The sequence below is a fragment of the Acinetobacter sp. NIPH 1852 genome (genome assembly GCF_022549455.1).
Classification (GTDB): domain Bacteria; phylum Pseudomonadota; class Gammaproteobacteria; order Pseudomonadales; family Moraxellaceae; genus Acinetobacter.
The window spans coordinates 63,889-78,060 of record NZ_JAKZGG010000001.1 but is presented as its reverse complement, the minus strand read 5'-3'; the positions used below and the strand labels follow the sequence as shown (position 1 = coordinate 78,060).

23 protein-coding genes are annotated in these 14,172 nt (G+C 39.7%); 20 read left to right on the top strand and 3 right to left on the bottom strand.

The window, feature by feature from the left end; genetic code table 11:
* The 17 genes from gpM to MMO38_RS16685 all read left to right on the top strand — a co-directional run bounded on the left by gpM (position 1) and on the right by MMO38_RS16685 (position 10,687).
* Positions 1-831, top strand: coding sequence for a phage terminase small subunit (gene gpM, locus MMO38_RS00470; RefSeq protein WP_241322027.1), 831 nt, complete (start codon positions 1-3; stop codon positions 829-831).
* 3 nt (positions 832-834) lie between these two features.
* Positions 835-1,233 carry a head completion/stabilization protein gene (locus MMO38_RS00465; protein WP_241322026.1) on the top strand — a complete coding sequence of 133 codons (399 nt, stop codon included), beginning with the start codon at positions 835-837 and terminating at the stop codon, positions 1,231-1,233.
* The gene (locus MMO38_RS00460) at positions 1,230-1,433 is read left to right on the top strand and encodes a tail protein X (protein ID WP_241322024.1); all 204 of its coding nucleotides are present in this window, start codon (positions 1,230-1,232) and stop codon (positions 1,431-1,433) included. Before MMO38_RS00465 ends, MMO38_RS00460 begins: the two co-directional genes overlap by 4 nt.
* 10 nt (positions 1,434-1,443) lie before the next feature.
* Positions 1,444-1,815 (top strand): hypothetical protein, encoded by a 372-nt coding sequence (locus MMO38_RS00455; protein WP_241322022.1) that lies wholly within the window; start codon positions 1,444-1,446, stop codon positions 1,813-1,815.
* Between the two features lie 8 nt (positions 1,816-1,823).
* Positions 1,824-2,348, top strand: coding sequence for a glycosyl hydrolase 108 family protein (locus tag MMO38_RS00450; protein ID WP_241322021.1), 525 nt, complete (start codon positions 1,824-1,826; stop codon positions 2,346-2,348).
* 2 nt (positions 2,349-2,350) lie between these two features.
* On the top strand, positions 2,351-2,743 hold the full coding sequence (locus MMO38_RS00445) for a phage tail protein (RefSeq protein ID WP_241322019.1): 393 nt from the start codon (positions 2,351-2,353) through the stop codon (positions 2,741-2,743).
* On the top strand, positions 2,743-3,180 hold the full coding sequence (locus tag MMO38_RS00440; RefSeq protein WP_241322017.1) for a phage virion morphogenesis protein: 438 nt from the start codon (positions 2,743-2,745) through the stop codon (positions 3,178-3,180). The genes MMO38_RS00445 and MMO38_RS00440 overlap by 1 nt, the downstream gene beginning before the upstream one ends.
* 153 nt (positions 3,181-3,333) lie before the next feature.
* On the top strand, positions 3,334-4,182 hold the full coding sequence (locus MMO38_RS00435; RefSeq protein ID WP_241322015.1) for a Dam family site-specific DNA-(adenine-N6)-methyltransferase: 849 nt from the start codon (positions 3,334-3,336) through the stop codon (positions 4,180-4,182).
* Between the two features lie 80 nt (positions 4,183-4,262).
* Positions 4,263-4,793 (top strand): phage baseplate assembly protein V, encoded by a 531-nt coding sequence (locus MMO38_RS00430; protein ID WP_241322014.1) that lies wholly within the window; start codon positions 4,263-4,265, stop codon positions 4,791-4,793.
* A gap of 8 nt (positions 4,794-4,801) precedes the next feature.
* The gene (locus tag MMO38_RS00425) at positions 4,802-5,164 is read left to right on the top strand and encodes a GPW/gp25 family protein (RefSeq protein ID WP_241322011.1); all 363 of its coding nucleotides are present in this window, start codon (positions 4,802-4,804) and stop codon (positions 5,162-5,164) included.
* Positions 5,161-6,057 carry a baseplate J/gp47 family protein gene (locus tag MMO38_RS00420; protein WP_241322009.1) on the top strand — a complete coding sequence of 299 codons (897 nt, stop codon included), beginning with the start codon at positions 5,161-5,163 and terminating at the stop codon, positions 6,055-6,057. Before MMO38_RS00425 ends, MMO38_RS00420 begins: the two co-directional genes overlap by 4 nt.
* Positions 6,050-6,571 carry a phage tail protein I gene (locus MMO38_RS00415; RefSeq protein ID WP_241322008.1) on the top strand — a complete coding sequence of 174 codons (522 nt, stop codon included), beginning with the start codon at positions 6,050-6,052 and terminating at the stop codon, positions 6,569-6,571. Before MMO38_RS00420 ends, MMO38_RS00415 begins: the two co-directional genes overlap by 8 nt.
* Before the next feature lie 8 nt (positions 6,572-6,579).
* Positions 6,580-7,425 (top strand): phage tail protein, encoded by an 846-nt coding sequence (locus tag MMO38_RS00410; RefSeq protein ID WP_241322007.1) that lies wholly within the window; start codon positions 6,580-6,582, stop codon positions 7,423-7,425.
* A gap of 2 nt (positions 7,426-7,427) precedes the next feature.
* On the top strand, positions 7,428-7,760 hold the full coding sequence (locus MMO38_RS00405; RefSeq protein ID WP_241322006.1) for a hypothetical protein: 333 nt from the start codon (positions 7,428-7,430) through the stop codon (positions 7,758-7,760).
* Complete coding sequence (locus MMO38_RS00400; protein ID WP_241322005.1) at positions 7,760-8,749, top strand: hypothetical protein; 990 nt, start codon at positions 7,760-7,762, stop codon at positions 8,747-8,749. The genes MMO38_RS00405 and MMO38_RS00400 overlap by 1 nt, the downstream gene beginning before the upstream one ends.
* A gap of 193 nt (positions 8,750-8,942) precedes the next feature.
* A complete protein-coding gene (locus MMO38_RS00395; protein ID WP_241322004.1) occupies positions 8,943-9,569 on the top strand; it encodes a hypothetical protein in 627 nt (208 codons plus the stop codon).
* Positions 9,509-10,687, top strand: coding sequence for a leucine-rich repeat protein (locus tag MMO38_RS16685; RefSeq protein WP_241322003.1), 1,179 nt, complete (start codon positions 9,509-9,511; stop codon positions 10,685-10,687). The genes MMO38_RS00395 and MMO38_RS16685 overlap by 61 nt, the downstream gene beginning before the upstream one ends.
* A 52-nt stretch (positions 10,688-10,739) precedes the next feature.
* Here the strand turns inward: MMO38_RS16685 and MMO38_RS00385 are convergent, their stop codons facing one another.
* Genes MMO38_RS00385 through MMO38_RS00375 form a run of 3 tightly spaced genes read right to left on the bottom strand, consistent with a single transcriptional unit; the run spans position 10,740 to position 12,440 of the window.
* Positions 10,740-11,219, bottom strand: coding sequence for a hypothetical protein (locus tag MMO38_RS00385; protein ID WP_241322002.1), 480 nt, complete (start codon positions 11,217-11,219; stop codon positions 10,740-10,742).
* On the bottom strand, positions 11,179-11,883 hold the full coding sequence (locus tag MMO38_RS00380) for a hypothetical protein (protein WP_241322001.1): 705 nt from the start codon (positions 11,881-11,883) through the stop codon (positions 11,179-11,181). The genes MMO38_RS00385 and MMO38_RS00380 overlap by 41 nt, the downstream gene beginning before the upstream one ends.
* A 2-nt stretch (positions 11,884-11,885) precedes the next feature.
* Positions 11,886-12,440, bottom strand: coding sequence for a PAAR domain-containing protein (locus MMO38_RS00375; protein WP_241322000.1), 555 nt, complete (start codon positions 12,438-12,440; stop codon positions 11,886-11,888).
* 205 nt (positions 12,441-12,645) lie between these two features.
* Here MMO38_RS00375 and MMO38_RS00370 point away from each other — a divergent pair, with 205 nt between their 5' ends.
* Genes MMO38_RS00370 through MMO38_RS00360 form a run of 3 tightly spaced genes read left to right on the top strand, consistent with a single transcriptional unit; the run spans position 12,646 to position 14,167 of the window.
* Positions 12,646-13,278, top strand: a complete 633-nt coding sequence (locus tag MMO38_RS00370; RefSeq protein WP_241321999.1) for a phage tail sheath subtilisin-like domain-containing protein — start codon at positions 12,646-12,648, stop codon at positions 13,276-13,278.
* A 2-nt stretch (positions 13,279-13,280) separates the two neighbouring features.
* Complete coding sequence (locus MMO38_RS00365) at positions 13,281-13,787, top strand: phage major tail tube protein (protein ID WP_241321998.1); 507 nt, start codon at positions 13,281-13,283, stop codon at positions 13,785-13,787.
* Between the two features lie 50 nt (positions 13,788-13,837).
* Complete coding sequence (locus MMO38_RS00360; protein WP_241321997.1) at positions 13,838-14,167, top strand: phage tail assembly protein; 330 nt, start codon at positions 13,838-13,840, stop codon at positions 14,165-14,167.
* The last annotated feature ends 5 nt before the right edge of the window (positions 14,168-14,172 follow it).

The following is a 14,172-nucleotide window of genomic DNA, read 5'->3' as shown; positions in this document are numbered from 1 at the left end:
ATGGGTATGAATTCAATGCGCCAACATCGTGAAAAAATGTTGGCTGAGAAAGCCATAAAATCGCAGCAAAGTCTTGATCCACGTCAAAAGCGTACATTGGCTTGGGATCTCTCTTCAGGACCTGATCAATCGGTTCAAATCCCTGCTGAACTTTTAAATCAGACAAATGTTCCAAATGTTGAACTGCGTATGTTCAACCATTTGAATATTTTAAGTGGTTTAAAATCTATTCAAGAGCGTATTGCCAAAAAAGCAGAATGGTTGCCTGAGTACTACGGTTATATCGATGGTTGCCTTGCGGTGTCCCCTGCACCCCAAAACACGACATTAGTTCATTTAATGATTTGGGCAATTGATGCCAATGATTTTGAACTGGCAATTAAAATTGCTGAATATGCAGTGCTGAATGACATGGTGATGCCTGAAGGCTACTCACGTTCGACTGCTGAATTCGTAACAGAGCAATGTGCTGAAGTACTTATCGATGATACCGACATTGCAATTGCAAATGCTTCCTTGATTGAACGCATCATCAGTCTTGGTGAAGGCGAACAAATGGTCGATGAAGTTCGCGCCAAAATTTATCGTGCTCTAGGTGATGCTTTAAACCAGGCACAACCCATTGAAGCTGTATCAGCTTACAAGAATGCAATTCGACACAATCCTAAAGCTGGCTGTAAAAAGGATTTAGAACAGCTTGAAAAACGATTGCGTCTACCTGCAACCGAGTCGTCTCCCGACGCCACTGTCGGCTCGCAGGCAGTTTCAACGGCTGATCAAAAAGCTGATGGGACTGATCCTGCGTCCACCGACTCCAAGCCAAAGGAGTAACCCATGCTTCTAAACGCACCCGTAAATGATGCTGAAGTCCAAAATCCAATTGCTGAATATCCAAATATCAGCATTAAGGATTTACTTGGACAGGTGCGTTTAGATCAATCCAAAGGCGAGCTTTTACTCACTGAAAAAATTCTGTTGGCGATGGATACTATCAATGGTGACTTAAAAGCCATCGATATCCAATCAGAAGAACAGATCCGCAAATATAAACGCGCTGTGAGCTACGAAGCCGCAGCACTTATTTGTGAAGACAATCTTGATTTTGATACCACCACCACTGGGCAGTCGCGTGGTGAAAATCAGAAAGACAAAGCAGATTCGCTTCGCAGGATTGTTCAACACACCATTGCTGATTTAACCAATCGTCCTCGTAACCGAGTTCGACTGATATGAAATCAGTCAACGCTATACAAGGCGATACATTGGAGTCGATTGCATATCGTTATTACGGTGCAAAGGCAGTCGATATGTTGCCTGCCTTAGTTGAAGCCAATTCAACCAATGAACAAATATTTTTAAACCAACATCAATCCATACAATTACCAGAATTAACCAAAGCTTCAGCACCACAAACACTCAAGCTTTGGGATTAAGGGGATGGGCATGAATGACCCAATTAGTATCAAAGGACTACCATGGTTCTTAAAAATAATTGCTGCAGTAATTGGGGCGATCTTTGCCCTAACTTTAAGTGGTGATATTGACATGGAAGGTCGAATCAAAATCACCAAAGGTGTGATTATCAAATTTACCATTAGTGTTGCAATCAGTCTTTATGGCGGTGCGGCCTACATTGAATATTACCAACTATCACATTATTCGCATCCTGCACAGGGCGCAGTGATGCTTGTTTTTGCCGTATTTGGCTTGCTGTTCATTGGAATCATCTATCAGTCAATACGACTGATGGAAGGAAAAAAGCCTAGTGAACTCATTGCTGAAGTCAAATCTGCATTTGTTGCAATTTTTAAGTGAGTGTTGATATGAGCAAATTAACTTTTGATGAGGCATTCAAACGTTTGATTGGCCATGAAGGAAAGTTCACAGATGATCGTCGAGATCGTGGCAACTGGACAACTGGTATAATCGGAAAAGGCCAACTTAAAGGCACTAAGTTTGGCATTTCTGCAATGACTTACCCAGATCTAGATATTAAAAACATCAAGCTTGAACAAGCCAAAAATATCTATAAAAGGGATTGGTGGGATGCTTTAAATGCAAATGAAATTAAAGCGGCTATCGTTTTTCAACTTTGGGATTTTGCTATAAATGCTGGAATGTCCACAGCAAAACGAAAACTTCAAAGCGCAGTAGGTGTGGCAGATGATGGAATTATTGGTCCTATCACTTTGGAAGCCATAAACTCTGCAGACTTAAATGATGTATTAATGAAATTTAATGCTGAACGTCTGGCCTACTACACAAAACTTTCAACTTGGCCAACATATGGCAAAGGGTGGACCAATCGCGTAGCAACTCAATTGCTATATGCAGCTGTTGATAATTAACAATGAAAGCCCTTGTTCCCCTCAAACAATTTTTAAGTGATCATTTCCCGATGATGACAGTGGATAAATGTCATCTGCTGATCGTCAATGGGACACAAAAGGACGGATATCTAGAATATACCGCACGACTATTAATCATAGATTATCGTGCAGACCCAGTAGAAGTAATTATGGTGATTCGTGAATGGTTAAAATCCAATAATCTGCATTTGGATGAGACTGGAAAAGATATTCAGATTTCTTTTAGTTCTGAGATTATTGATTCTGAAACCTTTGATCTTGAAATTGATTTCCCACAACGTGACAAAGTGATCTCAAACTGTAATGGATACCATATTTGCCCTGATCTTGTTTGGAATGAACTACAAGGTGGATTTTTTCCTAAAGGTGGATAATGGATGCGATAGGTGGATTAAATCATTGGCTTGATCAAATTGATTTGATGCTTGAACCCAAACAACGCCGAGAGTTAATGCGACGTTTGGCTCAGGGTTTACGTGTGAGATTTCGTGACCGAATTAAGCAACAACGAGATCCTGATGGAAATCGATTCATCCCGCGGAAAAGGGATCAAACTGGAAAAATAAAACGTAACGCAACATTGTTTCAAAAAATTGGTAAGCAATTAAAGACTGAATATTCAGACAATCATGCTGTAGTTGGTTTCGGTGGACGCACGGGATTTGTTGCTTCAGTACACCAGGAAGGAAAAACAATTCGGCCAAGCAAAAATGCAAAGCCAACACGCTACCCAATCCGTCAAGTGGTCGGGTTCAGCAAAGATGATGAGCAATGGATTAAATCAGAAATTCAGAAATTTTTAACAATATGATCGAATTACGATGTAACTGCGGAAAATTACTTGGGAAAATTGAAAAAATCTCGGTAAAAATTGAAATTAAATGTCCACGCTGTCGTGTGGTTAACCATTGGAACGTCTAGAACGTCGGGTTAGATAGCCTTGAGCTACCAATGGAGCAATATCATGCGCCTAAAAAACTCAAACCAGGATAACTCTCAGGATTTATCAAAACCAACTTACAACCCTTCAGGCCGTTCATTTTCAGGATGGTTGGGTGGTAAATCACAACTTGCACGAACAATCATTGAAATGATGCCTGAACATGCTCACTATTGTGAAGTCTTTGGTGGTGCAGGTTGGGTATTATTTAAAAAATCCCCTTCCAAATATGAAACGATAAACGACATCAATGGAGATCTGATTAATCTCTATCGGGTATTTAAATATCATTTGGATGCATTACTTCAAGAGTTTGAAACGCAACTGATCAGCCGTGATGAATTTGAACGATTGAAAGTGATCCCCTCACATACCTTGACTGACATCCAACGAGCAGCTCGCTTTTATTACTTATTACGTACGTGCTTTGGAGCAAAAATTTCAGATCCAAATTTCTTTAGTCATGTAGAACGTCCACGCCACTTAAAATTGGGAGATGAGTTACGGCAAGTCTTAACCCTTATTCATGACCGATTGCAAAAAGTTACTATCGAAAATCGCAATTTTGATGCGTTAATTACAAAAATGGATCGTCCTGACACACTTTTTTATCTAGATCCACCTTATTACAATTGTGAAAATTATTATGGAAAAAATATTTTCAGCCGTGATGATTTCGTCAAACTTCGAGATATTCTTAAAAATATTCAAGGGAAATTTATTTTGAGTTTAAATGACCTTCCTGAAGTACGAGAACTCTTTGCCGACTTCAATTTACACAGTAAGAAAATACGATGGTCATTAAATACAGATTCAACTGATGAAAATAATGGAAAGGAATTGATCATTACTAACTTTGTACTTCCTGAATAACCTTTAATCAGGAATGCCTAAATAGCAAGCCATACTTAAAAAGCCCATGATCCAAACATCATGGGCTTTTTGATTTCATCATGAGTAATTTAACAAGACAATTTCAAAATCTAGCAGCCATCGGTACCGTGATTGCAGTCGATGCATCTGCAGGTAAATTACGCTTAAAAATCGATGAAAATGAAACTGACTGGATTCCTATTCCTACTATAGCTGCAGGTATCGTTAAGGTTTGGAGATGTCCTTCACTTGGCGAACAGTTTTCTGTCACGGCTCAAGGTGGTGAGCTGACCAGTGCTATCCCTCAAATCAGCCTATTTTCTGAGAATAACCCCCCACCGACTGATAATCCTAACGAGGTTTATATTCAATTAGGCGAGCATAGCATTGTCGTCAATGTCACCACTGGTGAAGCCAATTTCAAGTTGAGTAAATGCATTTTTGATGTGCCAGAAACAATATTTAAAGGTACGGTCCATGCAGAAGATGAAATTACTTCGGACATCGATGTCATTGCAGCAAATATCAGCCTTATTAAACACCCTCACGGCAATGTCCTGAATGGACCAGGACAAACTACCCCTGCATTACCTTCTAGCGGAGGTGAATGATGAAAGGCATGTCTAGATTGAATGGTTATGCCATCACAGATGATGAAAGCCAAGCATATGCTCATTTAAAGCAATCGATTCACGACATTTTAAGCACACTCATCGGTACACGTTTATGCCGTCGCTTTTATGGTTCTTTAGTTCCTGAATTAATTGACCAACCATGTAACGAATTTACCCAAATAAAACTCATGTCCGCAGCAGCAACTTCACTGATCCGTTTTGAACCCCGAATCAAGATCAGTCAGATCCAAGTGAATCAATCAGCTCAGACACCAGGCAAATGGGATTTCTTTATTTTAGGAAACCAAATAACCGCCTCAGGTGAAAAACCATTTAACGAAAACTTTATGATCGGAGCAGCTGCATGAGCACCACCCGAATTGATTTATCAGCTCTCCCCTTTCCCAATGTTTTAGAAACACTGGACTATGAAACCGAGCTAGAAGCCTGCAAAGCGGATCTCATTTCTAGAGATCCTGATCTTGCACCAGTTCTAAATTATGAAAGTGAACCCTTGGTCAAACTGCTGCAGACATTTGCTTATCGCCAATTCTTAAAAACTGGCCAAATTAATGAAAAAGCTAAAGCCCTGATGCTTGCTTATGCAAAAGGTTCTGACCTTGACCATCTTGCAGCAAATCGTGGCATTTACCGTAAAACTATCATTGAAGCAGATCCAACCACCGCGCCTCCAACTGAAGCAGTAATGGAGTTAGATGAGGATCTGAGACGACGAGTTCATTTAGAACCTGAATCGATGTCAGCAGGGTCAGAAGGTTGTTATCAATTTTGGGGTTTGTCAGCACATGGCCATGTCAAAGATATCGCAGTCACCACCCCCAACTCAGGCTTTGTCGATATTTGGGTACAAAGTCATATCGATGAAGTTGCGGTTCAAACTTTACTTGATATCGTCGATCACACACTGACTCCAAGCACTCGCAGACCTCTTACAGATAAAGTTACTGTCAAAGCTGCCACACCGATTGAATGGAACTTGAATACTTCTCTAGTTTTATTCCCTGGTCCTGATGCTGAAGTCGTTAAAGAAGCAGCTGAAACTGCTTTGGCTGAATATATAAAGATCACTAATTCGCTTGGTTATGATGTCACTCGCAGCGGATTATTTAGAGCATTGCACCAGGGCGGAGTTCAAAACGTTATTATCCTTGAGCCACTCAACGACATCGTGATTCAAAAGAATAATTATGCCAAGAACGTCGGCATAAATATCACAATTACGGAGTTTAGAGATGTCTAGCTTACTCCCACCAAATGCGACAAAGCTTGAAAAAAATATAGAGCAGATCGGTCAGCGTATTACTCAATTACCCATCCCTTTTGTTGAACTTTATCGGGTCGAATTTTGCCCTGTTCCTTTTCTAGCATGGTTAGCTTGGGATCATCGTGTCGAGTATTGGAGATCTGACTGGAGCGAAGCAGAGAAACGCCTTTCGATATCTGAAAGCAAAACCTTCAATGCTCAACGTGGTACACGTTCCTCAATCGAAAGCTTGATCAGTAAATTTGCAAATAATTTTCAGCTTAAAGCTTGGCATGAGTTCACCCCACAACAACCCCCTTTCACTTTCGTTGTGATTATCAACGAACTCACAGTTTCAATCGATCAACTCTTACAGATTCAAACTGCAGTCGAAGCCACTAAGTCTGCTCGAGATAGTTTTTCAATATCGGCAAAAGTTGTTAGTAGTGGCCAATACCAAATGACAGGTGCGTGTCATTCAGGTGAAACCGTTAATTTAAGTACACTTTAGGATAAAACATGACAGCAAAATTTTATGTGACACTGACGGATTATGGTGCAACCTTAGTTGCTCAAGCACATGATGTTGCATCAATTGTATTAAGTGAAATGGTCTTGGGTGATGCAAACAATATTCCATATGATCCAATTGATCAAAAAAACCGTACAGCTCTTGTTAATCAAAGAGCAACCGTTCCTGTTCAATCTGTTGTGATAAATGATGCTGTTACCACTGTGACTGCAACTGTCGAAGCCAATATCGGTGGCTTTAACCTGCATGAAATTGGATTAAAAGATGACACAGGCCAGCTTGTTTATATTGGCAATTATCATGGGGGGTATAAACCCGTGATTGCTGAAGGTGCAGGTGGTGAACTCACGATCGTGATTGATATTACTGCTGAATCAGGGAAAGAGGCTTTAATCTCAATCGATCCAAATGTTGTAACAGCCAATAAAGAATGGGTAAACACTCAAATCAGCCTATTATCAACATCAGTTAATAATCAATTGAATAATAAATACGATAAAACTGGTGGCAACATCGCAGGAGATGCAACCGTTTTAGGAACATTGACCGCTATTAACTTGATGCTTGGAACTTTTTCAGCCACCCCAAATGGTTATACCCGATTGCCGAATAACCTAATTTTGCAATGGGGTAAAGTCAGCGACGATTTTACATCTCAAAACTTCCCTATCCAATTTCCAAATGCAGCTTTTGCAATTATTGCTCAGCAAATTAGCGGTGGTGGAACCAGTAAAGTATATGTAGAGATCGTTAGTAAGTCACAATTCAAAGTTTACGAGGGTAATGATGCCACCAGTGGCACAGAGTTCTATTGGTTTGCGATTGGGAATTAAAAATGATGAATACACCCTACATTACCATCGGCGACAGCTTTTCATTTATCGCTACCTTTAAAACAAAAAAAAGTCGTGAACCTATCGAGATTACGGCAGATATGGAAATCACATCAAAAATTATTAATCAAAAAGGTGAGCAAATTGCGACTTGTAACGTAACGATTTTTCCTGATCAGGCATCAAATAAAGGCAGTATCTTATTTGAGGTGGATAAGTCTATTACACAGACTTGGAAAACTGGTTCTGCTTTTTTGGATATAAAATTGACGATTGAAGAAAAAGTTAAAAGCTCAGGAAAATTTGCATTTACGATTTATAAGGGAATTTCATAATGCTGAATGAAGAAATTATTATCGAGATCCGTTGGTCAAATAATCCAATTCCTATCGATCGATTAATTGATGAAGCTGATTGTGTTATTGAGATACCTTTTGGAGTTTTCACCCCCTACCCATCTTCACCAGTAAATTCCGTTCAAGGTAAAATTGGTGATATTGTCTTAAATGCAAATGACGTTGGTGCTGATCAGGTTGGAGCAGCTCAAGCTGTACTTGAAACACTAGATAATCAGAAGCTTGATAAAGTTGATTTTGTACAGCATTTTCGTGGTGTATTCAGTAGCTATGCAGCGCTTACTTCAGCCTTGCCTACAGCTATCGATGGAGATTATGCGCATATAGACTCAGGTAGTGGCTTTGATCGAATGGTCGCAATATGGGACGGTGATGATAGCAAATGGATTGTTCATGCAGTAAACGTTGGCTCTAATACTGATGAAGTCCCTGAAGGCTCAACGAACTTATATTTCACTTCAGCGCGTGTGCGTCAAGTAACATTTAATGGGCTTGATACTTCAAATGTGAGTCCAGTATTGCCTATTGATCAATTAGAAACTGCTATAGGTAAGTTGCAAGCACAAGTGGATGCAAATAAATGGAATTGGGTAGAGGTGGATACTGTAGGGACTTGGGGACAGTGGATTCAACCCTATTATGAAACGGGTGGAACTGGCGGCATTCAGGTATGCAAAAAAGACGGTGCGCTTTGGATGCGTGGGATGATTCGAGTTGTAGAAACTTCAAGCAGCTTTAACAATCAGCTAATAATGATCACAGACCCATCTTATTTTTTAGATATTGATCGAGCGCTAACTGCTTACCCAACACTTAACTGGATAGCAAAAGGAGTTACATACAACACTTTTAATAATTTCAGATGGAAGCGAAATCAGAATTATGGAATGTTCTTGTGTTGTACAAGCCAAATAACGCCTGGTGGCATTTATATGCTTCCACCAATATGTATAGGGATGCTGGGCTAAAATTGAAATCTTTTTGCAGCATATGAAAATGATTTAAGTGTCAATTATCTCGAAATTTTTAAGAAATTATCTCATCGTGCATGAACCCATCAGCAAATCCTGAATAGCATTTAATCAGGATTCAAACATTCGCACTCAGATATCACTAGCTTCAATATGACTCACAAAGCCAACATTACTTTTGGAGTCATCTATGGCACAGTTCCACCACGGAATTTCAGGACGTGAAGTTCAATCAGGTATCATCCCAATGCGTGATGCTCAAACAAACGTAATCGCAATGATTACGCATGCTGATGATGCTGATGAAATTGTTTTCCCACTCAACACCCCAGTCCTAGTGAATTCGATCAATCGTGTATTACCTGCAGCTGGGTACGAAGGCAACTTACGCAAAAATCTTGAAATCATTTCTATGATTACCAACCCCACACTGATTGTAATCCGTGTCAACAGTCCGTTTGGGGAGGTTTTTGAACAAAGTAACGTTATCGGAACAACGACCGAAGCAGGACGTACAGGCATTCAAGCCTTACTTTCAGCTAAATCGAAACTCGGCTTAACGCCTAAAATTATTATTGCACCTGATGTAGAAACCCCTGATGTCGTTGAAGCATTAGCGTCTGTTTGTAAAAAACTTCGAGCATACTGCTATATAACCCCACGTGATGAAGATGCAGAAATGTTAGAAACTGCTGAGCTAGTTGTGGCTTATCGTGATCAGTTAGCCCACCGAGAAATCGAAATTATTTGGCCTGAGTGGACGAGCGGCAACGTATTTTTAGGAGCAGACTTGGGGGAGTTATTACCCCTCCAATAGTTAATTGTGAGGGGGCAACAAATACAGTTCAATTAAGATATTTCAGTGATCCAACCACGCTTTTTAAAGCTAAGGTTAATGGCGTTGATGTCTTTGGTGGCGAACCTATTTCGATTGAGGGATCAAACGATCAATATGGATTGCGTGATCACTTTCTTGAAAACAATATTAATTGTGAAGTTTTATTAACTGACTCGAATTTATTTGAATTTACTAATAATTCTGATAGTCCATTGCGAATTGAATTAGAGATTTTCTATTCAGTTAATGACGAATACTTTTTAGTTGATTTGGCAGGTAATCAGTCAGTAGTTTTCAGTGATCCTCATAACCCCGACACTGACGGAGAGTTGGAATATCGTAAAGTCGCATTTTGTTTATCTGAGCTAGTCATGCCACCGATTTCTTGCGAGGGTGCTAATGACTCAATCGATTTTAATTATTTTGACGGAACTTGGCAGATTGAACTAGATGGAGAGCTACTCGCTGAGACTGCAAACGTACCCCTATATCTTAACGATAACTATAGCCATTTCTTTAATGTTAGTTGGGACGGAAGCATGCATATTTTGAATGAAGATTCTGAACCCCATAGATTTAGATTAATTCCTATTAGCGGGTCTGCTTGGAGTTTATCAAACGGTGATCCAACCTTTACAGAACATGAAGATGGAAGTCTTACATTCTGTTTAGCTGCGGCTGAAATTATTGATGAACCTTGGGATATTGAGTATGTGTTGAATGGTGAAACGATTAGAGAGGTAACTGGTGACCCGATTCCTAATTACTATTTTGAAAATCAAGGGGAAGGAAGAACATCTTTAGTTATAAACAATAGTATTACTAAGATTAACATTAATGCTTTTACCAATTGGTTATCTGCTACATCTTTGGTCATTCCCGAAAGTGTTATAAACATTGGAGAAGGTGTTTTTCAGAATTGGATATCTTGTATATCTATAAGATGTTTAGCTGTTGTTCCACCAGTACTAGGAACAATTGCTTTTAACAACACAAACAATGCTCCGATCTATGTCCCTGCTGAATCTGTAGATGCTTATAAATCAGCATCAGGTTGGTCTTATTACGCTAGTCGAATCTTTGCTATTCCTTCATAACTATTAAAGCAATATGCATTAAAAGCCAACTTTTAGAAGTTGGCTTTTTTATTTAGGATCGACAGTCGTTTTGCATTCTCTTATCACCCAAAGTTTCATTTAGATTATTTATGAATACTTTTTGCTTCGATTCAACCCAGTTGTATGTTTCTGAATGATCAATATTAGGTGGTAGCTCTTTCTTGTGCGTGAGTAAGAAACTATTAACTAGGCAAAGCTGATTCATATTACCTAATGTCAAACTTTCTTCAATTTTATATGATCCTCCAATCTCTTTTTCAAACTGACGCACTACGTCAACTTTGGATAGAGTAGATTTTAACAACTCCCATGTAACTGCATCCAAATCCCTTTCAGCAGCTTTACGATACACTGCTGAATCTAGTAAGAGCATACTTATTGCGCCTGAGTTTCCGTGCACCAAGGCCTCTTTAAACTCATTATTCGTTAATGTACTTGTACAGGCAGATAATGCACTAATACTAAACATACTAACGACTAAATTTTTTTTCAAATTCTGAGTATTGAACATTGTCTGGATCACCTCTGTATATACCTTCATTTCTTAAAATTTGTACCATGTTTGGGTGATAATCTTGTTTGAATACCCGTTTAAACATATTTCTGTTGATATGTAGAGGTCCACCATTTTTTGTTAAGTCTGCTAGTGCAGCGGTGGCATTTACCACATTTAATTTCCCAACAGTCTTATTTAAATCATTTAGAGCTTTTACAGCCCCTTTGCCCTGTGCAAATGGTCCTAAATTTCGCAATTCTCTCAAGTCGTTGATTGCGAATGTACTCAGAAATCTTACTTTAAATGCAGTTTGTTGAAACTCACCGACAATTTTAGGAATTTCTTTTAATGAGTGTTTGAGTACATAGTCATGGAACTTAATATACATTTGTGTGTGAAAACCAATGTCGTGTATGTAGCTTTCTGGAAAGGTATTCACATCGTATTCCATGCCAAACCTTACTGCCATCAACAACTCAATGTTGTTTTGTGCTACGTCAGTCCATTGCCCTAAATCAAGCATGAAGTTATATGGACGGGCCATATAATAATTTCTTTCTTTTATATATTGATTACATAATGGTTCCGTCATGACGCAGACTTTTTGTTCCTGCGGAGGGTTAACCATTGATTCGGGGTGTACCTGTCTATTATGTGGATTTCTTAAATCTTCTGACATGTTTAATTCCATTTTCCCATTGGCTTAGATAAGTCAAACGTAATCAAATCAACTTCTTTTGTTTCTTTTCCTGACTCAACAAGCTCGGTATGGCCAGTTTCATCTGTAAAACCCTCAATCATGCTGCCATCAGGTGCTTTCAGTTTGAAATATTGTTCAACTAAAGGTTGCCCTGTTTTTTCATCTAGCAACTTAAATTTTATGCCGTGATCATCTGGATTTTGTGCAATGAAACTATCCTGAACAGGTGTAGGCGTAGATGAGCTTGCAGCATTAGAGCCGGGCGATGGACCATTATCCTGAACAACAAGATTCTGCATCGGTAACAACTTACATCCACAAGATAGGGAGTCATTAACCCTAGCGGCCATTTTACCCATGACCTGCATGTGCGGATCACCAGTAATGATCGTTGCAACTGTTTGATGCTTAGGACAAGTTGCTTTATCTCCTACGCAAGCAAGTGGAATGCCCTCAATTAAGAAAAAATTACTTCCTGAAATGACTTTTCCACCGCCAGTCGTGGGGCAGCCAACTACAATATAAGGTGTCGCCAAAATTTAACCCTCTGTTTTATTTTAGCAACATACTAACAAATGAAGAATTCAATGTACTGACCACTATGTACTGGTTTTGAAAATAGAAAATAAAGGTACAACCACACGCCAATCCTGAATAGCATTTAATCAGGAAAGCCCGAATAGCGAAGCTAATTCAATCACAGCATGATTGACCCATCACCATTTATGACATGGGAACAACATGCCTGAACCAACCCTATTGTACGGACATGGCAACTTTACTGCCGTTGTTGCTGCAGCAGCCTTACGTGCTGAAACTGATGAAAAAGTCGGTTGGCACAAATCCTTATCAAATATTCCTGTGACTGGACCAACTGGCATCAGTAAAGACATCACTTGGGATCTTGAAGATCCTGACACCGATGCAGGTTATCTAAATAACCATGACATCACCACTATGATTCAACATCAGGGCTTTCGATTTTGGGGCAATCGCAACTGTTCTGACGACCCTCGCTTTTCATTTGAGGTTTCGACCCGGACAGCTCAATTTATTTTAGACACCATTTTAAATGGTTGTTTTCCATTTATTGATCAGCCTCTGACTCCCTATCTGGCCAAAGACATCATCGATTCTATTCATGCTGAATTGCAAGAACACGTCACAGCACGACATTTACTCGGTGCTTCAGTTTGGTATGACGCTGCTGAAAACTCGATTCAAGGGTTACAACAAGGTCAATTGTGGATCGACTACGACTATACCCCTGTACCAACACTTGAAAATCTTGGCTTAAACCAACGTATCACTGACCGCTATTTAGTTGATTTCAGCAAATTGCTCGGTGGCGGCACGACAACTGAAGGTGCTTAATTATGCTTCCTAGAACACTCAAAAATTTTAATGTCTTTGTAAATACACATTCATGGGCAGGCGTAGCTGAGTCCATCACGATTCCAAAGATTACCAAAAAAACGGATGACTATCGTGGCGCTGGAATGATCGGTGACGTGGCTCTGGCAATGGGCTACGAAAAGCTTGAGAGCGAAGTCACTTATGCTGGTTTTGACATCAAGCAATACCGCCAGTTAGGAGTCTGCGGTACTTCTGACTTACCAATCCGCTATGTTGGTATTTATGAACGTCAGGACAATTGCACCAATCAAAATGTAGAAATCTATATGCGTGGCCAGGCATTAGAACTTGACCCTGGTACCACTAAAAATGGTGACAGAACTGAAATCACCATGACTTATAACCACACCTACTACCGCATGGAAGTGGATGGTGTAGTCGAAGTTGAGCTTGATTTAATTAATGGCATTGAACGTTTTGGTGATAGCGACATCGCTCAGGAAATTCGTGAACTACTCGGCCTATAGGTCAGGTAATCCCCCTCCCCCCCTAAAAAATCCCAAACAGGAAAAATTTCATGACAACTGAAGAACAAAGCCAATCGCTAGAAACCGTTATTGATCCAAATATTAAACTCGTCAAATTCGATGTAGGTTTCATTCGTGGTCAAGAAATGATTAAGGAAATCACTCTCCGCAAACCCAAGACTCATGCATTAAGAGGACTATCACTTGTCAACTTACTCAATCTTGATATTGACACGATCGCAAAAGTTGCAAGTCGTGTCACACAACCCGTAATGAGTCCGCAGGATGTTTATGAACTTGAACCTTCCGATATAACAAAACTTGGGACTGAACTGATTGGTTTTTTCGCGAGTACGAACGACGACTCCCCGAGTTCATAGATGAT